Raw genomic sequence first — 21,169 nt, 5'->3', positions numbered from 1 at the left:
GGTCGGGGCAGTTGTGAACGTGGTGGAGCGCGCCCTAAGGGCTTGTTATTAGCTTAGTGCCGTTATTCCAGGTCATTGCCGTGGCGGGCCATGATGTGCCGCACCACGCTGTAGTCCTGCAGCGAATCGCTGGACAGGTCCTTGCCGTAGCCGGAGCGTTTCAAGCCGCCGTGGGGCATTTCGCTGGCCAGCATGAAATGGCTGTTGATCCAGGTGCAGCCGTATTGCAGGCGGGCCGCCACCTGCATGGCCTTGTCCAGGTTCTGGGTCCAGACCGATGAGGCCAGGCCGTATTCCGAGTCGTTGGCCCAGTCCACTGCCTGCGCCAGCTCGTCGAAACGGGTGACGGTGACCACCGGGCCGAACACTTCGCGCTGGACGATTTCATCCTGCTGCCGACAGCCGGCCAGCAGGGTCGGCTGGTAATAGAAGCCGGCGCCCGAATGCACCGCCGCGCCGGTCACCCGTTCGATATGCGGTTGGCCCAGGGCGCGTTCGACGAAGCTGGCCACGCGGTCGCGCTGGCGAGTGCTGATCAGCGGGCCGATCTCGTTGTCGGCATCGCGCTTGCCGGCGAACCGCAGGCTGCTCACGGCGGCGCCCAGATCGGCCACCAGACGGTCATGGATCCCGCCCTGGGCATAGATCCGGCAGGCCGCGGTGCAGTCCTGCCCGGCGTTGTAATAGCCGTAGTTGCGCACGCCCTCGACCACGGCCTGCAGGTCGGCGTCGTTGCAGACGATCACCGGGGCCTTGCCGCCCAGTTCCAGGTGCGTGCGTTTCAGGGTTTTCGAGGCGGCCTGGAGGATCTTCTGCCCAGTGACGATATCGCCGGTCAGCGACACCATGCGTACCTTGGGGTGGCTGACCAGGTGGCTGCCCACGCCTTCGCCACCGCCGCAGACAATGTTCAGCACGCCGCGCGGCAGCAGTTCGGCCAGGGTCGGCGCCAGGGCCAGGATCGACAGCGGGGTATGCTCCGACGGCTTGAACACCAGGGTATTGCCGGCGGCCAGGGCCGGGGCGATCTTCCAGGCGGCCATCATGATCGGGTAGTTCCACGGCGCGATCGACGCCACCACGCCGATAGGGTCGCGCCGCACCATGCTGGTGTAGCCCGGCAGGTACTCGCCGGCGAGCTGGCCGGTCTGGCAGCGCACGGCGCCGGCAAAAAAACGGAACACGTCGACGGTGGCGCCCAGATCGTCCTGGCGCGCCAGGTGCAGCGGCTTGCCGCAGTTCAGCGATTCCAGGCGGGCCAGGTGGTCGGCCTGCTTTTCCACGGCATCGGCAATCGCCAGGAGGATGTTCGAGCGTTGCTGGGGCGTGGTGCGCGACCAGTCGGTAAAGGCGCGGTGGGCGGCGAGGATCGCGCCTTCCACCTGTTCGCTGCTGGCCTCGGCGATCCGGGTCAGCACTTCGCCGGTAGCCGGGTTGAGGATCGGCTCGACAAGCCCCTGGCCAGCGACCAATTCGCCATCGATCAACAATGCGGTGGACAACGGAGTCTGCGCGCCAGCCATTTTCCGGGTTCTCTTTTCTTGTATGGCCATGGTGCTCTCCAGTGACGGAGGCCCGGCCCTCTCTGGACGGATGATCAGAGACTAGTGGCGGGGCCGGTACTCGACAAATACCAAATACTGAATGCAGCGTTCGATTAAATAGATGGCTTGCGCCCGCCGTGGGGCTGTTCACGAGCCACGGTCAGGAACGGGTCCACCAGTGCCGGGCGCGCCGTGCCCCGGCGCCAGGCCAGGCCGACATCGAGGGTCTGGCTGAGGTCGGCGATGGGCCGGGCCTCGATGATGTCGCCCTCCAGCGACCAGGGGCGATAGGTCATGTCCGGCTGGATCGACACCCCAAGCCCGGCCGCCACCAGGCTGCGCACCGCTTCGGTGGAGGCGGTGCGCAAGGTGATGCGCGGTTGCAGGCCGGCGCCGGACCACAGGCGCTGGGCATTGCGGTCCATTTCATCGACGTTGAGCTGGATCAGCGGCTCGCGAGCGACATCCGCCAGGCTGATGCTGTCGTGTTCCAGTAGCGGGTGCTGGGCGGGCAGCCACAGGCGGTGGGGGGAGTGGGTCAGCACTTCGGTCTGCAGGGCGTGGCGGTCCTCGAGATTGGAAAGGATCAACACCCCGACGTCGATTTCGCCGCTGACCAGCAAGTGCTCGATGTAGGGACGCTCATCCTCCATCACCCGGATTTCCACATTGGGGTAGGCGCGCTGGAAACGCGTGAGCAAGTCTGCCAGGTAGTAACCGGCGACCAGGCTGGTCACGCCGACGATCAACTGGCCGGCCACCTGGTCGGTGCTCTGTTGCAGGCTGCGCTTGGCGTTGTCGACGGTGGCCAGGATCAGGTGCGCCTGGCGCAGGAACTGGTGGCCCTGGTGAGTCAGGGTCATGCCTTTGGCATGGCGGTTGAACAGGCTGACGCCGATTTCCTGTTCGAGCTGCTGGATCGCCAGGGTCAGGGTCGACTGGGAAATGAACACCGCCTGGGCGGCGGACGAGATCGAGCCGGTCTCGGCCACGGCGATGAAGTGACGGATCTGGCGCAAAGTCATCATGGGCAATCACCGGTCAGGCGGTTTTATCGATTTTTTCGAGTGTATATCTTTTTAATCGAAGGGCTGCCCAGGCATACGACCGAGACTGGCGAAGCAACATCTGGAAGCACACTCGAGCCCAGGATCGGGGCACTTCGATCTAGGCTGGTGGCCTTATTGATTCGATCAACTCAAGTTGCTGGAGGTTTGGATGAACACCCGTGGATTGCTCGATCAATTGCTCAAGTCTGGCCAGGACCTGTTGCAGAACAAGGCCGGAGCGCAGCAGAACAAGGCATCCGCTGCCGACAAGGGCGCGCTGGGCGGGTTGCTCGGTGGCGGTTCCGGCGGGCTCGGCAGCCTGTTGTCCGGTGCTGGCGGCGGGGCGTTGGCGGCCGGCGCCATGGGCCTGTTGCTGGGCAATAAAAAAGCCCGCAAATTCGGCGGCAAGGCGCTGACCTATGGCGGCCTGGCGGCGCTGGGCGTGATCGCCTACAAGGCCTACGGCAACTGGCAGGCGCAGCAGGCCGGCGCGCCGAAAAGCGAGCCGCAGACCCTCGACCGCCTGCCCGCGCAGCAGGTTGAACAGCACAGCCAGGCGATCCTCAAGGCGCTGGTGGCAGCGGCCAAGGCCGATGGTCATATCGACGAGCGCGAGCGCGCCCTGATCGAAGGTGAGTTCACCCGGCTGGACAACGATCAGGAGCTGCAGCACTGGTTGCACGCCGAACTCAACAAACCCCTGGACCCGGCGGATGTGGCGCGTGCCGCCGGCACCCCGGAAATGGCCGCCGAAATGTACGTCGCCAGCGTGATGCTGGTGGACGAGGAAAACTTCATGGAAAAGGCATATCTGGATGAGCTGGCGCGTCAACTCAAGCTGGAGCCGGGGTTGAAACTCGAACTGGAAAAACAGGTGCGCCAGGCCAATCTTTGACGCCAATCGGGCGTGCGCTGGAGAAAGCTTCGCACGCCCTCTTTGATGGCTGAAATGCCCTCTGCTTGTGCCGGATCATCACTGGCGGCGCTCGAGTCATCTGGCGGAAAGTAGCCCTCCAGAGCGGACCCTGCCTTTCGCTCTGAGTGAGACGTGGTGCGCAATACGCTGATAAATGATGGCACGCCCTCGGCTATACTCCCCACCATTTGAATGGCCCCGAGGACTGACTGTGAAGAACTGGACGTTGCGCCAACGCATTTTGGCGAGCTTTGCGGTGATTATCACCATCATGCTGCTGATGGTCATAGCCTCGTACTCCCGTTTGTTGAAGATCGAGGCCGGCGAAGACCGCATGCGCTCCGATGCCATTCCCGGGGTCTATTTCAGTTCGATGATTCGCGGTTCGTGGGTCGACAGTTTCCTGCATACCCAGGAAATCATCGGCCTGAACGAAGGCAAGGGCGTCAGTGCCAAGGATGAGGCCGATTTCAAAAGCTTCGAGCAACGCCTGCAGAAATACATGGCCAGCTACAAGGACACGCTTCGCGGTGAGGCCGACCTGCAGGAGTTCAACGAGTTTGAAAAACACCATCAGGAATTTCTCAAGATCCAGGCCATGGTCCTGGATCTGCATCGGCGTAATCAGGAAGCCGAGGCTGTCCGTGTGTTCCATGACCAGTTGACGCCCACCTGGATCGCCGGTCGGCTGAAACTCAACGACATCATCGACGAGAACAAGGGGGTCGCCGATTCGGCCGCCTCGCAGATCGACGATGCGGTGGCCGCGGCCAAAGTCACCATGGGCGTTTCCCTGCTGGTGGCGGTGCTGGCGGCGGGCCTGTGCGGCCTGTTGCTGATGCGTGCGATCATGGCGCCGATGAACCGTATCGTGAAGATCCTCGACGTCATGCGCACGGGCGATCTGACCAGCCGCCTGAACCTGGAGCGCAAGGACGAATTCGGTGCCGTGGAAACCGGCTTCAACGACATGATGACCGAGCTCAACTCCCTGGTGTCCCAGGCGCAGCGTTCCTCGGTCCAGGTCACCACCTCGGTCACCGAGATCGCCGCCACCTCCAAGCAGCAACAGGCGACCGCCACCGAAATCGGTGCGACCTCCCGGGAAATCGCGGCCACTTCTCGCGATCTGGTGCGCACCATGACCGAAGTCTCCACCGCCGCCGACCAGGCTTCGGTGCTGGCCGGCTCCGGCCAGCAGGGCCTGGCGCGGATGGAAGAAACCATGCATTCGGTGATGGGCGCGGCCGACCTGGTCAACGCCAAGCTGGCGATCCTCAATGAGAAGGCCGGCAACATCAACCAGGTGGTGGTGACCATCGTCAAGGTCGCCGACCAGACCAACCTGCTGTCGCTCAATGCCGCGATCGAAGCCGAGAAAGCCGGCGAGTACGGGCGCGGCTTTTCCGTGGTGGCCACTGAAGTGCGGCGCCTGGCGGACCAGACCGCGGTCGCCACCTACGATATCGAGCAAATGGTCCGGGAGATCCAGTCGGCGGTCTCGGCCGGGGTCATGGGCATGGACAAGTTCTCCGAAGAAGTACGCCGCGGCATGGCCGAGGTGCAGCAGGTCGGCGAGCAGCTGTCGCAGATCATCCACCAGGTCCAGGCCCTGGCGCCGCGGGTGTTGATGGTCAACGAGGGCATGCAGGCCCAGGCCACCGGTGCCGAGCAGATCAACCACGCCCTGGTGCAACTGGGCGATGCCAGCAGCCAGACCGTCGAGTCGCTGCGCCAGGCCAGTTTCGCCATCGATGAACTGAGCCAGGTGGCGGTGGGGCTGCGCAGCGGCGTCTCGCGTTTCAAAGTCTGATGAACGAGCTCGCAGCGAAAGGCGGCGCAGGGACGGCGACGAAAGACGCGCTGTTCCTGGTGTTCCGCATCGGCACCGAACGTTACGCCTTGCAGGCCATCGAGGTGGTCGAGGTATTGCCGCGCCTGCAACTCAAGCCGATTCCCCGGGCGCCGTCTTGGGTGGCCGGGGTCTTCGCCCATCGCGGCGCGGTGGTGCCGGTGCTCGACCTGAGTGCCCTGACCTTTGGCGAGCCGGCGCAGGAGCGCACCAGCACCCGCCTGGTGCTGGTGCATTACCGCCCGCAGACGGCACAGCCCGCGCAGTTGCTGGGGCTGATCCTCGAGCAGGCCACTGACACCCTGCGTTGCAACCCGCAGGACTTCAAGGCCTACGGCCTGGATAACCGCAATGCGCCGTACCTGGGCCCGGTCTACGAAGATGCCCAGGGCCTGCTGCAATGGGTGCGTGTCGACGATCTGCTGGATGCCGAGGTGCGTGCGCTGCTGTTTCCCTCGCCGCCGCTGGATCCGGCGTTGCTCGGGGAGTCGTCATGAGCAGCGACCAGCGATTTTTCGATTTTCTCAAGGAGCGCATCGGCCTCGATGTGGCCTCGGTGGGCCCGGCGATCATCGAGCGCGCGGTGCGCCAGCGCAGCATCGCCCAGCAGGCGCCCAGCGCCGACCATTACTGGCAGACCCTGCAAGGCTCGCGGGATGAACAGCAGGCCCTGATCGAAGCGGTGATCGTTCCGGAAACCTGGTTTTTCCGTTACCCGGAATCCTTTGCGACCCTGGCCAAACTCGCCCTCTCGCGCCTTGCCCAACTCAAGGGCATGCGCGCCTTGCGCATCCTCAGCCTGCCGTGCTCCACCGGCGAAGAGCCATACTCGATTGCCATGGCCCTGTTCGATGCCGGGCTGGCCCCTCATCAGTTCAAGGTCGAGGGGTTCGATGTCAGCCCGCTGTCGGTCGAGCGGGCCAGGCAGGCGGTGTATGGCAAGAACTCCTTTCGCGGCCAGCACAGCGATTTTCGCGAACGGCATTTCACCGCCGAAGATGAGCGCTACAGCCTTAGCGAGCGGGTGCGCGAGCAGGTGCGCCTGCAGGTCGGCAACCTGCTGGACCCGACCTTGCTGGCCAATGAGCCGCCCTACGATTTTGTCTTCTGTCGCAACCTGCTGATCTATTTCGATCAGCCGACCCAGCGCCAGGTGTTCGAAGTGCTCAAGCGCCTGACGCATGTCGACGGCGTGCTGTTCATCGGCCCGGCCGAAGGCAGCCTGCTGGGCCGCCTGGGCATGCGCTCGATCGGTATTGCCCAGTCCTTTGCCTTCAGCCGGCATAACGAACCCGAGCCCGCGCCGGCACCGGCACCGGCCTTCGTACCAAGCGCATTGCCGGTGCGCCAGCCGGTGCGCGGCATCGCGCCGCCCGCGCGCAGCCGGCCGTTTTCCAGTGCGGTGGCGAGCCAGCGCCCTGCGCCGACCAGGCCGGCCAGCGATGCCACGACGTTGCTGGCGAGCATCGCGGCCCTGGCCAACGAAGGCAAAAGCGCAGAGGCCCGGGTGGCTTGCGAGCATTACCTGGACACCCACGAACCGGTGGCGCAGGTGTTCTATTGGCTGGGGCTGCTCAGCGACGTGGCGGGCAGCGCCCTGGAGGCCCAGGGCTTCTATCGCAAGGCCCTGTACCTGGATCCGCAGCACGCCGAAGCGCTGGCGCACCTGGCCGCCTTGCTGGCTTCCCAGGGCGACGTCGCCGGTGCCCGTCGATTGCAGGAGCGCGCGGCCCGCAGCGGCCGTGCAGCAGACAGTGAGCGTAAATCATGAGCGGCTCTGTTTCGTTGAACGTGACCCACGAAGATGCACAGGCCATCGACGATTGCTGGAACCGTATCGGTATCCACGGCGACAAGAGTTGCCCGTTGCTGGCCGGGCATGTGCATTGCCGCAATTGCTCGGTGTATTCCGCCGCGGCCACCCGCTTGCTCGACCGCTATGCGTTGCAGCAGGAGCGCCATGAGCAAGCGGTCGAGGCCGATACGGATGTCGTCACCCGTTCGTTATTGATGTTCCGCCTGGGCGAGGAATGGCTGGGCATTGCCACCCGTTGCCTGGTGGAAGTGGCGCCGCTGCAGCCGATCCATTCCTTGCCGCACCAGCGCTCGCGAGCCTTGCTGGGCGTGGCGAATGTGCGTGGTGCGCTGGTGGCGTGCCTGTCGTTGGTGGAGCTGCTGGGGCTGGACACCACCAGCACGGTCGTGTCGGGCGCGCGGGTGATTCCGCGGATGCTGATCATCGCCGCCCAGGGCGGCCCGGTGGTGGTGCCGGTGGACGAGGTGGAGGGCATCCATGCCATCGACGAGCGCACCCTGGACGCCGCCGCGGTTTCCGGCCAGCAGGCCAGTGCCAAGTACACCCGTGGCGTCCTGCAATGGAAGGGCCGCAGCCTGCGTTGGCTGGATGAAGGGCAGTTGCTGTCCGCCGTGACCCGGAGCCTGACATGACCCCCGATCAAATGCGCGACGCCTCGCTGCTCGAACTCTTCAGCCTGGAAGCCGAAGCCCAGACCCAGGTGCTCAGTGCCGGCCTGCTGGCGCTGGAGCGCAATCCGACCCAGGCCGACCAGCTGGAAGCCTGCATGCGCGCCGCCCACTCGCTCAAGGGCGCGGCGCGGATCGTCGGGGTCGACGCCGGGGTCAGCGTGGCCCATGTGATGGAAGATTGCCTGGTCAGCGCCCAGGAAGGGCGGCTGTACCTGCGTCCCGAACATATCGATGCGCTGCTGCAGGGCACCGATTTCCTGATGCGCATCGCCACGCCGGGCAGCGAGGTCAGTGAGCAGGACATTGCCGCCTACGTGGCGCTCATGGAGCAGTTGGTCGGCTCGTCGGGCGCGGCGCCTGCGGGCGTTGTCCTGCCCGGGATCGAGCCGCACCTGCTGCCCATGGCCGAGCTGCAACTGCAAGCCCCGCGGGTCGAACCCGAACCACAGGTCCCGCCGTTCGAGATGCCGCAGGAGGTATTGCAGGAAACGCTGCAAGAGACAGCCGCGGCGATTACGCACAAGGGCAAGAAGCTCGCCGAGGGGGGCGAACGGGTGTTGCGGGTCACGGCCGAACGCCTGAACAGCCTGCTCGACCTGTCGAGCAAGTCGCTGGTGGAAACCCAGCGCCTGAAGCCCTACCTGGCGGCCCTGCAGCGCCTCAAACGCCTGCAGAGCAACGGCCTGCGCGCTTTGGAAAACCTCAATGGGCATCTCAAGGAGCAGGTGCTGGGCCTGGAGGCCCTCGAAGCTCTGGAAGATGCGCGACGCCTGCTGGCGGAATCCCAGCAGGTGCTGACGGAGAAAACCGCCGAGCTGGATGAATTCGGCTGGCAGGCCAGCCAGCGCGCCCAGGTGCTCTACGACACCGCGCTGGCCTGTCGCATGCGGCCGTTCGCCGATGTGCTGGTGGGCCAGGTGCGGATGGTTCGCGACCTGGGGCGCAGTCTGGGCAAACAGGTTCGCCTGGAGGTCGAGGGCGAGAAGACCCAGGTCGATCGTGACGTGCTGGAAAAACTCGAGGCGCCGCTGACCCACCTGCTGCGCAACGCGGTCGATCATGGCATCGAAACGCCCGAACAGCGGCTGCTGGCGGGCAAGCCGGCCGAGGGCCTGATTCGCCTGCGCGCCTCCCACCAGGCCGGGCTGCTGGTGCTGGAGCTGAGCGATGACGGCAATGGCGTCGACCTGGAGCGGGTGCGCCAGAGCATCGTCGAGCGCCAGTTGTCCCCGGCCGAGACCGCTGCCCAGCTGAGCGAAGAAGAGCTGCTGACCTTCCTGTTCCTGCCGGGCTTCAGCCTGCGGGACAAGGTCACCGAAGTCTCCGGGCGCGGCGTCGGCCTGGACGCGGTGCAGCACATGGTGCGCCAACTGCGCGGCGCGGTGCAGCTGGAGCAGGTGGCGGGGCAGGGCAGTCGTTTCCACCTCGAAGTGCCGCTGACCCTGTCGGTTGTGCGCAGCCTGGTGGTGGAGGTCGGCGAAGAGGCCTATGCCTTCCCGCTGGCGCATATCGAACGCATGTGCGATCTGGAGCCCGACGACATTGTCCAGCTGGAAGGACGCCAGCATTTCTGGCACGAAGGCCGCCACGTCGGCCTGGTCGCGGCCAGCCAGTTGCTGCAACGCCCGGCGGGGCAGAACAATGAATCCACGCTCAAGGTCGTGGTGATTCGCGAGCGCGACGCGGTCTACGGCGTGGCGGTCGAGCGTTTCATCGGCGAGCGGACCCTGGTGGTGCTGCCGCTGGACGACCGCCTGGGCAAGGTCCAGGACATTTCCGCCGGAGCCTTGCTCGATGACGGCTCGGTGGTGCTGATCGTCGACGTCGAGGACATGCTGCGTTCGGTGGACAAGCTGCTCAATACCGGCCGCCTGGAACGCATCGCCCGGCACAACCGCCATCAGGCCGAGACGGCGCGCAAGCGCATCCTGGTGGTCGACGACTCGCTCACCGTGCGTGAGCTGCAACGCAAGCTTTTGCTCAACCGTGGTTATGACGTAGCGGTCGCCGTCGACGGCATGGATGGCTGGAACGCCTTGCGTTCGGAAGACTTCGACCTGCTGATCACCGACATCGATATGCCCCGAATGGATGGGATTGAATTGGTCACACTCCTGCGCCGTGACAATCGCCTGCAGTCGTTGCCGGTGATGGTGGTTTCCTACAAGGATCGCGAAGAGGACCGGCGCCGTGGACTGGATGCCGGGGCCGACTATTATCTAGCCAAAGCCAGTTTCCATGATGACGCCCTGCTGGATGCGGTGGTGGAGCTGATTGGAGGAGCGCGGGCATGAAAATCGCGATCGTCAATGACATGCCCATGGCCGTGGAGGCCCTGCGCCGGGCCCTGGCCTTCGAACCCGCGCATGAAGTGGTGTGGGTCGCGACCAATGGCGCCGAGGCAGTCGAGTACTGCGCGCAGCTGACGCCCGACCTGATCCTGATGGACCTGATCATGCCGGTGATGGACGGCGTGGAGGCGACCCGCCGGATCATGGCCGAAACCCCTTGCGCTATCGTGATCGTCACGGTGGACCGCCAGCAGAACGTGCATCGGGTGTTCGAGGCCATGGGACATGGCGCGCTGGACGTGGTCGATACACCGGCCCTGGGGGCCGGCAATGCGCAGGAAGCGGCGGCGCCTTTACTGCGCAAGATCCTCAATATCGGCTGGCTGATCGGCCAGCAGCGTGGCAGCCACGTGCGTTCGGCACCGGTGCCGATGCGCACCATGGCGCAACGCCAGGGCCTGGTGGCGATCGGCTCGTCCGCCGGTGGCCCGGCGGCGCTGGAAGTGTTGCTCAAGGGGTTGCCCGCCGACTTTCCGGCCGCCATCGTGCTGGTGCAGCACGTCGACCAGGTGTTTGCCGCGGGCATGGCCGAATGGCTGAGCAGCGCCTCCAGGCTCAAGGTGCGCCTGGCCCGCGAAGGCGAGCCACCGCAGAGCGGTACGGTACTGCTGGCCGGGACCAACCACCATATCCGGCTGTTGAAGAACGGCACCCTGGCCTACACCGCCGAGCCGGTAAACGAGATCTATCGGCCATCGATCGATGTGTTTTTTGAAAGTGTCGCCAGTTACTGGAATGGCGATGCGGTCGGCGTACTGCTGACCGGCATGGGCCGCGATGGCGCCCAGGGCCTGAAACTGATGCGCGACCAGGGTTATCTGACCATCGCCCAGGACCAGGAGAGTAGTGCGGTGTATGGCATGCCCAAGGCGGCCGCTGCCATCGACGCTGCCGTAGAGATTCGCCCACTGGACAAGATCGCTCCACGATTGCTGGAGATATTTGCCAAATGACCGACAAACGCAGCTGTCCTGGCCAGGTAGCAACTCAGGTGACAACCCATGAATGATTTACAGCTCGACGATTTTAAAACCGATGAAAATGCTGCGATGGTGCTGCTGGTCGACGACCAGGCAATGATCGGTGAGGCTGTGCGGCGTGGGTTGGCGAATGAAGAAAACATCGACTTCCACTTTTGTGCCGACCCGCACCAGGCCATTGCCCAGGCGATCCGCATCAAGCCGACGGTGATCCTGCAGGACCTGGTGATGCCGGGCCTGGACGGGCTGACGCTGGTGCGCGAGTACCGCAACCACCCGGCGACCCAGAACATTCCGATCATCGTGCTTTCGACCAAGGAAGACCCGCTGATCAAGAGTGCGGCCTTCGCCGCCGGGGCCAACGATTACCTGGTCAAGCTGCCGGACAATATCGAACTGGTGGCGCGCATCCGTTACCACTCGCGTTCCTACATGACCCTGTTGCAGCGCGATGCGGCCTATCGCGCGCTGCGGGTCAGCCAGCAGCAACTGCTCGATACCAACCTGGTGCTGCAGCGCCTGATGAACTCCGATGGCCTGACCGGCCTGTCCAACCGCCGGCATTTCGACGAGTACCTGGAGCTGGAATGGCGCCGGGCGATGCGCGACCAGACTCAGTTGTCGCTGCTGATGATTGATGTCGATTATTTCAAGTCCTACAACGACAACTTCGGTCATCTGGAAGGCGATGAAGCCCTGCGCAAGGTGGCAACGGCGATCCGCGAAGCCAGCAGCCGACCGTCGGATCTGCCGGCGCGTTATGGCGGGGAGGAGTTTGCCCTGGTGCTGCCGAACACCTCTCCCGGCGGGGCGCGGCTGGTGGCCGAGAAACTGCGCCAAACCGTGGCCGCGCTGAAGATTCCGCATATCGCGCCGACCGAAGGGGCGAGCCTGACCATCAGCATCGGTCTGTCCACCATGACGCCGCAGCCGAGCACCAGTTGCCGGCAATTGATCTCGGCCGCCGACAAAGGCCTGTATCTGGCCAAGCACAATGGTCGCAATCAGGTGGGGATCGAGTGAAAAAAACCGCCACCGCGGGGGCCTAAAGCCGCCAGGCGGGCTGCCGCACCAGCTTGATTACGTTATACTCGCCGGCTTTCAAAAGTTCGCCAACGAGTGCTGCCTGCCATGGAAATCAACCCGATCCTTAACACTATCAAGGACCTGTCCGAGCGCTCCGAAACTATTCGGGGGTATCTTTGACTACGATCAAAAGCATGAGCGTCTGACCGAGGTCAACCGCGAGCTTGAAGATCCGAACGTCTGGAACAAGCCTGAATACGCCCAGGAACTGGGCCGCGAGCGCTCCGCGCTGGCACAGATCGTCGAGACCCTGGACGAGTTGTCCGGTGGCCTGGCCGATTGCCGCGATCTGCTGGAGATGGCCGTCGAAGAGAACGACGAAGGCGCGGTAGGCGATGTGGTCGCCGAACTGACCCGTCTCGACGAGGCCCTGGCCAAGCTGGAATTCCGTCGCATGTTCAGCGGCGAAATGGACATGAACAACGCCTACCTGGACATCCAGGCCGGCTCCGGCGGCACCGAAGCCCAGGACTGGGCCAACATCCTGCTGCGCATGTACCTGCGCTGGGCCTCCAAGCGTGGCTTCGACGCCACCATCATGGAACTGTCCGAAGGCGAAGTCGCCGGGATCAAGGGCGCCACCGTGCACATCAAGGGCGAGTACGCCTTTGGCTGGCTGCGCACCGAGATCGGCGTGCACCGCCTGGTACGCAAGAGCCCGTTCGACTCCGGCGCTCGCCGCCACACCTCGTTCTCGGCCGTATTCGTCTCGCCCGAGATCGACGACAAGGTGGAAATCGAGATCAACCCGGCGGACCTGCGCATCGACACCTACCGTTCCTCAGGTGCCGGTGGCCAGCACGTAAACACCACCGACTCGGCCGTGCGTATCACCCACGTACCGACCAACACCGTGGTCAGCTGCCAGAACGAACGTTCCCAGCACGCCAACAAGGACACCGCCATGAAGATGCTGCGGGCCAAGTTGTACGAGCAGGAAATGCAGAAGCGCAACGCCGCTTCCCAGGCGCTGGAAGACACCAAGTCCGACATCGGCTGGGGTCACCAGATCCGCTCCTACGTGCTCGATGCCTCGCGGATCAAGGATCTGCGTACCAACATCGAACGCAGTGACTGCGACAAGGTGCTCGACGGCGACATCGACGAATACCTGGTGGCCAGCCTGAAATCGGGGCTGTAAGCCGCGACACCCATGCCGCGGGCACGGCGCGCTTCTGTAGGAGCGAGGCTGGCCCGCGATCCCTTGCCACAGGCAAGGGGCAACGTACCTGTGATGGAAAATTTAAAGACATGAGCGACCTACAACTCGACCAGGCCCTGCAACAGGAAGAAAACACCCTGATCGCCCTGCGCAAGGAAAAGCTTGCTGCCGAGCGCGCCAAGGGCAATGCCTTCCCGAACGACTTCCGCCGCGACAACTACTGCAACGACCTGCAGAAGCAATACGCGGACAAGACCAAGGAAGAGCTGGCCGAGGCTGCAATCCCGGTCAAGGTTGCCGGTCGCATCATGCTCAACCGTGGCTCGTTCATGGTGATCCAGGACATGACCGGGCGGATCCAGGTCTACGTCAACCGCAAGACCCTGCCGGAAGAAACCCTGGACGCGGTCAAGACCTGGGACCTGGGCGACATCATCGCCGCCGAAGGCACCCTGGCTCGTTCCGGCAAGGGCGACCTGTACGTCGAGATGACCCAGGTTCGCCTGCTGACCAAGTCGCTGCGTCCGCTGCCGGACAAGCACCACGGCCTGACCGACACCGAGCAGCGCTATCGCCAGCGCTACGTCGACCTGATCGTCAACGAAGACGTACGCGAAACCTTCCGCGTGCGTTCGCAAGTCATCGCCCATATCCGCAGCTTCCTGATGAAGCGTGATTTCCTGGAAGTGGAAACGCCGATGCTGCAGACCATTCCCGGCGGTGCGGCGGCCAAGCCGTTCGAGACCCACCACAACGCCCTGGACATGGAAATGTTCCTGCGTATCGCGCCGGAGCTGTACCTCAAGCGCCTGGTGGTCGGTGGCTTCGAGAAAGTGTTCGAGATCAACCGCAACTTCCGTAACGAAGGCGTTTCGACCCGGCACAACCCTGAATTCACCATGTTGGAGTTCTACCAGGCCTACGCCGACTACGAAGACAACATGGACCTGACCGAAGAACTGTTCCGCGAACTGGCGCAGCTGGTCCTGGGCAGCACCGACGTGCCGTACGGCGACAAGGTGTTCCACTTCGGCGAGCCGTTCGCCCGCCTGTCGGTGTTCGACTCGATCCTCAAGTACAACCCCGAGCTGACCTTTGAGGACCTGAACGACATCGACAAGGCTCGCGCCATCGCCAAGAAGGCCGGTGCCAAGGTGCTCGGCTTCGAAGGCCTGGGCAAGCTGCAGGTGATGATTTTCGAAGAACTGGTCGAGCACAAGCTGGAGCAGCCGCACTTCATCACCCAGTACCCGTTCGAAGTCTCGCCGCTGGCCCGTCGCAACGACGAGAACCCGAACGTGACCGATCGTTTCGAGCTGTTCATCGGTGGCCGCGAAATCGCCAACGCCTACTCCGAGTTGAACGACGCGGAAGACCAGGCCGAGCGTTTCATGGCCCAGGTGGCCGACAAGGACGCCGGGGACGACGAAGCCATGCACTACGATGCCGACTTCGTTCGCGCCCTGGAGTACGGCATGCCGCCGACCGCCGGTGAAGGTATCGGCATCGACCGCCTGGTGATGCTGCTGACCAACTCCCCGTCGATCCGCGACGTGATCCTGTTCCCGCACATGCGGCCGCAAGCGTAAATATGTTGAATAAAAAGCCGCCGCTAACAGGCGGCTTTTTATTGTCTGTGTGGCACTGACGTACTGCTTTTTTCATTTTTTATGTGAGAGGAATACCTGTCGTGAACCGTGCAATTGCTCAAGAAGGTGCAGCTGGCATCGCCACTGCGGTCGCTGAAAGTGTTCAGTACCAGGGTCGCAAGGCCAGCCGACAGGGCAGTGAGCAACGTCGCCAGGATATTCTCGACGCGGCCATGCGCATCGTCGTGCGCGATGGCGTGCGCGCCGTGCGTCATCGCGCGGTCGCCGCCGAAGCCGGTGTGCCGCTGTCGGCCACTACCTACTACTTCAAGGATATCGATGACCTGCTCACCGATACCTTTGCCCAATACGTCGAGCGCAGCGCCGCCTTCATGGCCAAGCTGTGGGCCAACAACGAGGGCTTGCTGCGGGAGATGGTCGCCTATGGCGACGGCAGCCCGGAGTCCCGCGCGCAACTGGCCGATGACATTGCCCGCCTGACCGCCGATTACGTGCAGCGCCAACTGCACAACCGCCGCGAGCATCTGATGGCCGAGCAGGCGTTTCGCCAGGAAGCGCTGCTTAACCCGCGCCTGGCGCTGCTGGTACGTTCCCACCAGCAGATCCTGCTGCAGGGCACCTGCCAGTTTTTCCAGGTATTGGGTTCCCGCGAGCCGCAACAGGATGCCAAAGTGTTGACGTCTATAATCGGACGGATGGAATATCAGGGCCTGCTCAACGGGGCAGAGCCTCTGGCCGACGAAGACATGCTGGGCATTCTGACCCGGTACATGCACCTGGTATTGGCCTCGGTGTGATCCGCCCGCCCGAATGCAGGCTGCGCTAGCGGCTACGGGTCGACTGCTGATAGGGAGTGTTGAATGAAAGCCTGGCGCGTTGTGATCGCCTTGTCGTTCCTGCTGCTCAGTGGCTGCCTGGTGTCCTTCAAGGAACCCTTGCCGGCCGATCAGGCGGCGCCCGCGGCGCTGCTCGGCAAATGGACCAGCAAGAATGCCTGGGGCGAACCGCTCACCCTGCAACTGAGCCGCATCGGCAATAACCGCTACAAGGCCGTCACTTCCGTCAAGGCCAAGCCGCAGCAGCACGATACTTACGAGTTCACCGTTTCCCGCCACGGCAGCCGCTGGTATCTCTCGGCGGCGGTGCCCCAGGCGCTCGGTGGGCACTTCACCATCGCCGGTTTCGAGTTGACCGACGAACACGAGCTGGTGCTCTACCAGCTCGATCTCGAGCAGATCAATCAGGCCCGCGGGCAGAACGCCCTGCGGGGCGAACCGTTCGACACCAAGGACGGCGAGGGCGTGCTGATCGACAGCGCGCTGCCACAGGTTTTCGCCTATCTGGACGATCCCGCCAACTCCGACGTGTTCGTCGAGGCGGCGCGCTTCCAGCGGGCAGGCAAGTAAACGCAGTACAGACGTTTTAACGGGAGTTTTGGGGTGGACGATTACCAGCAGACGATACGCACCTTGTCCGATCGCATTGTGCTGGCACAGACGCCGATCCGCGTACTGGATGCGGTGAAGTGGGATGACAACATCCGCAAAGGTTTCCTCAAGGCCAATGGCAAGGAAATGCCGGCGGTGGACCGCGCCTATTACGAAGGCCGGCCGCTGTCTTTCGACTCCAGCGCGGTGAAACTGGAGTTCCAGAACATCGAACGTGACATCACCCGCCAGTTGGGCCAGTTCAACCCGGTGGGGCAGATCATGCGGCGCATGTGCAAGGAGTACCGCATGGTGGTGCGGATGCTCGAGGCCCGTGGCACCGAGGACTTCGGGCTGATTTCCCAGGAACTCTACGGCGCGGCCTCCGACGCCTTTCATGCCGGCGACCCGACCCTGGCCGACCTGGGCCTGATGCTCTCGGATTACCTGAACAATATCGACGGCCGTGGCGATCTCAAGGACGAACCCAAGACCCTGAGCGCCAAGGAAGCGGTGAACCTGCTGCAAAGCCGGCTGAACAAGGTGTTCGGCGAGGCCGAGGAAACCATCCGGGTCTTCGAGTCCGATGGCATAGTCGCGGACGCGGCGGCCGGCGCCGACTACATCAAGATCCGCGCCGACGCGCTGTTCAACGATCGCGATGTGCGCGCCCTGGAAGTCCACGAAGGCCTGGTCCACGTGGGCACTACCCTCAACGGCCTGAACCAGCCGATCTGCACCTTCCTGTCCAAGGGGCCGCCCTCGTCGACCGTGACCCAGGAAGGCCTGGCGATCCTGATGGAGATCATTACCTTCGCCTCCTACCCGAGCCGTCTGCGCAAGCTGACCAACCGCACTCGCGCCATTCACATGGTGGAGGAGGGCGCGGACTTCATGCAGGTGTTCGAGTTCTTCCGCGAGCAGGGTTTCGAAATGGCCGAAAGTTATGGCAATGCCAGCCGGGTGTTCCGCGGTTCGGTGCCGACGGGCCTGCCATTCACCAAAGACTTGTCCTATCTCAAGGGCTTCATCATGGTTTACAACTACATTCAGTTGGCCGTGCGCAAGGGCAAGCTCGAGCAGATACCTTTGCTGTTCTGCGGCAAGACCACCCTGGAGGACATGCGGACCCTGCGCCAGTTGGTCGACGAAGGCCTGGTGGTGCCGCCCAAGTACCTGCCGGACCAGTTCCGCGACATGAACGCGCTGTCGGCCTGGATGTGCTTCTCCAACTTCCTCAATCACCTGAGCCTGGACCGGATCGAGGCGGATTACTCGAACATCCTGTAACCACCCCCTGTGTAGGAGCGAGCTTGCTCGCGATGGCGGTGTGCCTGACACCACGTATCGCGAGCAAGCTCGCTCCTACAGGGGGCGTTTTTCACCCTCGGCATAAGGCTTCAAACGGATGCGAGTCCTCAGCATTGTCTGCCTGCTGCTGACCCTGAGCGGTTGCAGCTCGCTGCTGTTCTATCCCGAGCGGGGCCTGCCGTTCACCCCGGACAAGGCCCGGCTCGACTACCGCGACGTCACCCTGACCGCCGCCGACGGTACGCGCTTGCACGGCTGGTGGCTGCCGGCCAAGGCCGGGGTGCCGGTCAAGGGCACGGTGCTGCACCTGCACGGCAATGGCGGCAACCTGTCCGGGCACCTCGGCGGCAGCTGGTGGTTGCCGGAGCAGGGCTACCAGGTGCTGCTGGTGGACTACCGTGGCTACGGGGTGTCGCAAGGCAAACCGAGCCTGCCGGCGATCTACCAGGACGTCGACGCGGCCTTCCAGTGGCTGGACCGGGCGCCCGAGGTCCAGGGCAAGCCGCTGATCGTCCTGGGCCAGAGCCTGGGCGGCGCCCTGGCCATCCACTATCTGGTGGAGCAGCATCCGGAACGCCAGCGCCAGCTCAAGGCCATTGTCTTCGACGGGGTACCGGCCAGCTACCGCGAGGTGGGCCGTTTTGCCCTCAGTACGTCCTGGATGACCTGGCCGTTCCAGGTGCCGCTGTCGTGGCTGGTGCCCGATGGCGACAGTGCGATCAAGGCCATGGCGCGCCTGGATAGCGTGCCCAAGCTGATCTACCACAGTATCGACGATTCCCTCGTACCGCTTTCCAACGGCATCCGTCTGTATCAAGCTGCGCCCCCGCCCAGGGTGCTGCAACTGACCCGAGGCGGTCATGTGCAGACCTTCGCCGACCCGGTCTGGCGCCAGGTGATGTTGCGTTACCTTGAGGACCCGCAGCATTTCAACGGCCTGCGCCGCCTGGGCGAAATCCCCAATTACCCCACACCTTTGAATCCAGTCGTAGAACCTCCAGAGAGTCCGCAATGAGCGAAGAACGTAACGCCATCCCCCTGATCATCACCGGTATCTGCAGCATCCTCGGCACCGTGGCGTGCCTGTGGTACTACGGCTACCTGCATTTCGCCAAGCCGGAGGATGCGTTGCTGCTCAACGATTTCACCATGCTCAAGACCGTGCCCGGCGAAGACTACAAGGTGTCCCTGGAGCCGGCGGCCGAGGTGGCGCAATGCATCGATGGCGTGCTGGTGCTGTTTGACACCGAGCAGAAGGGGCTGACGGGCGTGCTGATCAACAACAAGAAGCGCGCCGTGCGCTGCATGGGCCAGGAAACCCCGAAGCTGGAGCAGTGACCGGTCGGCATACCAGCGCGAGCCGCGATCCGGTTGCCGGATAAAAAAGCCCCGCCGATCAAGGCGGGGCTTTTTATTGGCTGCGCGGTTTATCGCGCGGGGCCGGGCTTAGTTGGCGCTGATGGCCGAACGTGGCGCGACCGGCTGGTTGTCGTTGGAAATGGTCACTTCCACACGACGGTTCATGGCGCGTCCGGAAACGCTGCCGTTGTCGGCAACCGGATATTCCTTGCCATAACCCTGGGCGACGATGCGTGCCGGATCGACACCCATCTTGATCAGGGCGACCTGTACCGAAGTGGCGCGACGCTCGGACAGCGACTGGTTGTAGGCCGCGCTGCCGGTGCTGTCGGTGTAGCCTTCGACTATCACTTTGCGGTCAGGGTTGTCGCGCAGGAACTGCGCCAGCTTGTTGATGTTGACCAGGCCGCTGGATTTCAGGTCGGCCTTGTTGGTGGCGAACAGTACGTCACCGAAGGTCACCAGCGTACCGCGGTCGGTCTGCTTGGCGTTGAGGCTCGATTGCAGTTGCTTGATCTGTGCGTCACGGGCATCCAGAAGCGCCTTGGCGCGCTGGTCGCCGGCGTCCTTGAGCTGGGTTTCCGCGGTGCGCAGGGCGATGGTCTGCTTGGCCACTTCAATCCGCTGGTTGGTCAGGTAGGCCAGTTGGTCGACCTTCTTTTCGTCCTCCTTGTTCAGGTAGGCCTTGTCGGCCTTGTCCAGCCATTCGCTGGCGTCCTTGGTCTCCAGGGCCGCCACCTTGGTGGCCTGCGGGTTGGCCTGCAGGGCGGAGTAGTTGGTCCGGGCGTTTTCCAGGTTGGCGTTAGGCGGGGTGGAGCATGCCGCCAGCGCTACGCTCAGGGCCAACAGGGCAGGGATCATCAGTTGTTTACGCATAATGGTTTCGTCCTTTTATCGATTGCGAATACGTGGGAATCGGCGCCTGCGGCTCATTGCACGCTGCGCATGCCTTCCTGACGTAGTTCCTGAACGCCTTTCTGAGAGTCCTTCAATGCCTGTTCGGCCTTGGCTGCCTGAGCCTTGCGCTCGGCGACGCGGGCGTCCCATTCGGCCTGCTCGGCCAGACGCCGGGCTTCGTCGTAGTTCTTGTCGTGCATGGCGAGCTCGGCTTGCTTGAGCTTGTCCTGAGCCGATTTCATTTCCACCGCGGCAAATTCGGTACCGCCTGCGCTGACTGCGCTGTTGACCGCAGATTGCGTCACCGCGTATTGCTCGCTTGGCGGATTACCGGCGCAACCGGCCAGGACCAGGCTGCTACCGAGAGCCAGCGCGGCCAGTTTCAGCCCGCGCAGAGAGGTTGACGAGGATTTGGCAGTGCTGATCTTCATGGTCTTCAACTCCATTGGATAACTCCTGAAAAACATCAAAATCCATCCCGGTTCCGACGCCGTAACGCTGAGTGACGACAAGGCTGGGGCATTGAAAATGAAACGGCCGTTCCAGGGATGGTTATTGGCTGTGACCCGAGGCTTTTTTGAATAGTTCAGAGAAGATGGCTTATTGCCCGGAAATTTCCTGACTGTGTGGACAAGGCTCTAAATAAGGAACTTTTGCCGTGCGCAGGGGTACTCCTGACCCGATCCGGGGTCAGGAATAACGCTCTTATCGGTGAGAAATGCAGGCGTGGATCAGTGTTTCTGCTCGTCTGCCTGAGCCGACAGATCGTGCAGATAACGCCGCGACAGGGCGAGAAAACGCGGGGTAGGGCCGATGTCTTCGTAGAGTGGATCGCCTTCTTCGTCGGTGGCGACCACATGCTGGCCCTGGACATAAGGGAAGCTGGTCTCGAGTTCCTCCAGGGCGGCCCCGATCAGTTCGCCGAGCAGTTCCTCGGTCCGGCGTTTGGGGTACATCTCGGAAATCGCCGCCAGGCGTGCGGCGGCTTCGACATCCAGATAGATCGTGTAGCCGGTCTGGGTCAGGCGACCCTTGGCGTTTTCTTCCCAGTGTTGCGCGAGCTCACGGATTTTCATGGCAACCTCAATGAACACCTGCTTGTGGCAGGGCTTGGTGAGTGACCGGCCTGTGCCGGCGC

Annotated in this window: 20 protein-coding genes; 15 read left to right on the top strand and 5 right to left on the bottom strand. The window is 63.4% G+C overall.

Annotated features, from left to right (window positions below; all coding sequences use genetic code 11):
* Positions 1-62: 62 nt before the first annotated feature.
* Positions 63-1,553: a gamma-aminobutyraldehyde dehydrogenase gene (locus AC07Y9_RS14600; RefSeq protein ID WP_102679279.1), complete on the bottom strand. Its 1,491-nt coding sequence runs from the start codon at positions 1,551-1,553 to the stop codon at positions 63-65.
* Between the two features lie 104 nt (positions 1,554-1,657).
* Entirely contained in the window at positions 1,658-2,572 is a 915-nt protein-coding gene (locus AC07Y9_RS14595; RefSeq protein WP_097136893.1) for a LysR family transcriptional regulator, read from the bottom strand.
* A 190-nt stretch (positions 2,573-2,762) separates the two neighbouring features.
* On the opposite strand from AC07Y9_RS14595, the gene AC07Y9_RS14590 reads away from it, so the two are divergent.
* The 15 genes from AC07Y9_RS14590 (at position 2,763) to AC07Y9_RS14520 (ending at position 19,113) form a co-directional block, all read left to right on the top strand.
* On the top strand, positions 2,763-3,488 hold the full coding sequence (locus AC07Y9_RS14590) for a tellurite resistance TerB family protein (protein ID WP_053259765.1): 726 nt from the start codon (positions 2,763-2,765) through the stop codon (positions 3,486-3,488).
* A 232-nt stretch (positions 3,489-3,720) separates the two neighbouring features.
* The gene (locus AC07Y9_RS14585) at positions 3,721-5,322 is read left to right on the top strand and encodes a methyl-accepting chemotaxis protein (protein WP_102679278.1); all 1,602 of its coding nucleotides are present in this window, start codon (positions 3,721-3,723) and stop codon (positions 5,320-5,322) included.
* Positions 5,322-5,858, top strand: a complete 537-nt coding sequence (locus tag AC07Y9_RS14580) for a chemotaxis protein CheW (protein WP_007927986.1) — start codon at positions 5,322-5,324, stop codon at positions 5,856-5,858. Before AC07Y9_RS14585 ends, AC07Y9_RS14580 begins: the two co-directional genes overlap by 1 nt.
* Positions 5,855-7,132 carry a CheR family methyltransferase gene (locus AC07Y9_RS14575; protein ID WP_102679277.1) on the top strand — a complete coding sequence of 426 codons (1,278 nt, stop codon included), beginning with the start codon at positions 5,855-5,857 and terminating at the stop codon, positions 7,130-7,132. The genes AC07Y9_RS14580 and AC07Y9_RS14575 overlap by 4 nt, the downstream gene beginning before the upstream one ends.
* The gene (locus AC07Y9_RS14570; protein WP_102679276.1) at positions 7,129-7,809 is read left to right on the top strand and encodes a chemotaxis protein CheW; all 681 of its coding nucleotides are present in this window, start codon (positions 7,129-7,131) and stop codon (positions 7,807-7,809) included. The genes AC07Y9_RS14575 and AC07Y9_RS14570 overlap by 4 nt, the downstream gene beginning before the upstream one ends.
* The gene (locus AC07Y9_RS14565; RefSeq protein ID WP_102679275.1) at positions 7,806-10,142 is read left to right on the top strand and encodes a hybrid sensor histidine kinase/response regulator; all 2,337 of its coding nucleotides are present in this window, start codon (positions 7,806-7,808) and stop codon (positions 10,140-10,142) included. The genes AC07Y9_RS14570 and AC07Y9_RS14565 overlap by 4 nt, the downstream gene beginning before the upstream one ends.
* Complete coding sequence (locus AC07Y9_RS14560) at positions 10,139-11,152, top strand: chemotaxis response regulator protein-glutamate methylesterase (protein WP_053259771.1); 1,014 nt, start codon at positions 10,139-10,141, stop codon at positions 11,150-11,152. Before AC07Y9_RS14565 ends, AC07Y9_RS14560 begins: the two co-directional genes overlap by 4 nt.
* A gap of 48 nt (positions 11,153-11,200) precedes the next feature.
* Complete coding sequence (locus tag AC07Y9_RS14555; RefSeq protein WP_007927977.1) at positions 11,201-12,202, top strand: response regulator; 1,002 nt, start codon at positions 11,201-11,203, stop codon at positions 12,200-12,202.
* A gap of 108 nt (positions 12,203-12,310) precedes the next feature.
* Positions 12,311-13,406, top strand: a protein-coding gene (gene prfB / locus AC07Y9_RS14550; RefSeq protein ID WP_097136878.1) for a peptide chain release factor 2 whose coding sequence is annotated in 2 segments (ribosomal slippage) — positions 12,311-12,382 and positions 12,384-13,406 — 1,095 coding nt in all. Because the reading frame shifts where the segments join, the coding sequence is not laid out codon by codon here.
* A 110-nt stretch (positions 13,407-13,516) separates the two neighbouring features.
* Positions 13,517-15,016, top strand: a complete 1,500-nt coding sequence (gene lysS / locus AC07Y9_RS14545; RefSeq protein WP_007927975.1) for a lysine--tRNA ligase — start codon at positions 13,517-13,519, stop codon at positions 15,014-15,016.
* 101 nt (positions 15,017-15,117) lie between these two features.
* Entirely contained in the window at positions 15,118-15,834 is a 717-nt protein-coding gene (locus tag AC07Y9_RS14540) for a TetR/AcrR family transcriptional regulator (RefSeq protein WP_009042355.1), read from the top strand.
* Positions 15,835-15,897: 63 nt separating this feature from the next.
* Positions 15,898-16,443: a hypothetical protein gene (locus AC07Y9_RS14535; protein ID WP_087091360.1), complete on the top strand. Its 546-nt coding sequence runs from the start codon at positions 15,898-15,900 to the stop codon at positions 16,441-16,443.
* Between the two features lie 33 nt (positions 16,444-16,476).
* Entirely contained in the window at positions 16,477-17,754 is a 1,278-nt protein-coding gene (locus tag AC07Y9_RS14530) for a flavohemoglobin expression-modulating QEGLA motif protein (RefSeq protein WP_087091361.1), read from the top strand.
* A gap of 118 nt (positions 17,755-17,872) precedes the next feature.
* Positions 17,873-18,790 carry an alpha/beta hydrolase gene (locus AC07Y9_RS14525; RefSeq protein ID WP_102679274.1) on the top strand — a complete coding sequence of 306 codons (918 nt, stop codon included), beginning with the start codon at positions 17,873-17,875 and terminating at the stop codon, positions 18,788-18,790.
* Positions 18,787-19,113, top strand: coding sequence for a PA3694 family proteiin (locus tag AC07Y9_RS14520; RefSeq protein WP_009042358.1), 327 nt, complete (start codon positions 18,787-18,789; stop codon positions 19,111-19,113). The genes AC07Y9_RS14525 and AC07Y9_RS14520 overlap by 4 nt, the downstream gene beginning before the upstream one ends.
* Positions 19,114-19,221: 108 nt before the next feature.
* Here the strand turns inward: AC07Y9_RS14520 and lptF are convergent, their stop codons facing one another.
* The 3 genes from lptF to AC07Y9_RS14505 form a co-directional block, all read right to left on the bottom strand.
* Positions 19,222-20,010 carry a lipotoxin F family OmpA-related lipoprotein LptF gene (lptF, locus tag AC07Y9_RS14515; RefSeq protein WP_087091362.1) on the bottom strand — a complete coding sequence of 263 codons (789 nt, stop codon included), beginning with the start codon at positions 20,008-20,010 and terminating at the stop codon, positions 19,222-19,224.
* A 53-nt stretch (positions 20,011-20,063) separates the two neighbouring features.
* Entirely contained in the window at positions 20,064-20,477 is a 414-nt protein-coding gene (locus tag AC07Y9_RS14510; RefSeq protein ID WP_007927961.1) for a DUF4398 domain-containing protein, read from the bottom strand.
* Between the two features lie 285 nt (positions 20,478-20,762).
* Entirely contained in the window at positions 20,763-21,107 is a 345-nt protein-coding gene (locus tag AC07Y9_RS14505; protein WP_007927959.1) for a hypothetical protein, read from the bottom strand.
* Positions 21,108-21,169 lie beyond the last annotated feature (62 nt).

Source organism: Pseudomonas sp. GW456-L12, assembly GCF_059424045.1.
This window is presented reverse-complemented; position numbering and strand designations above follow the sequence as displayed.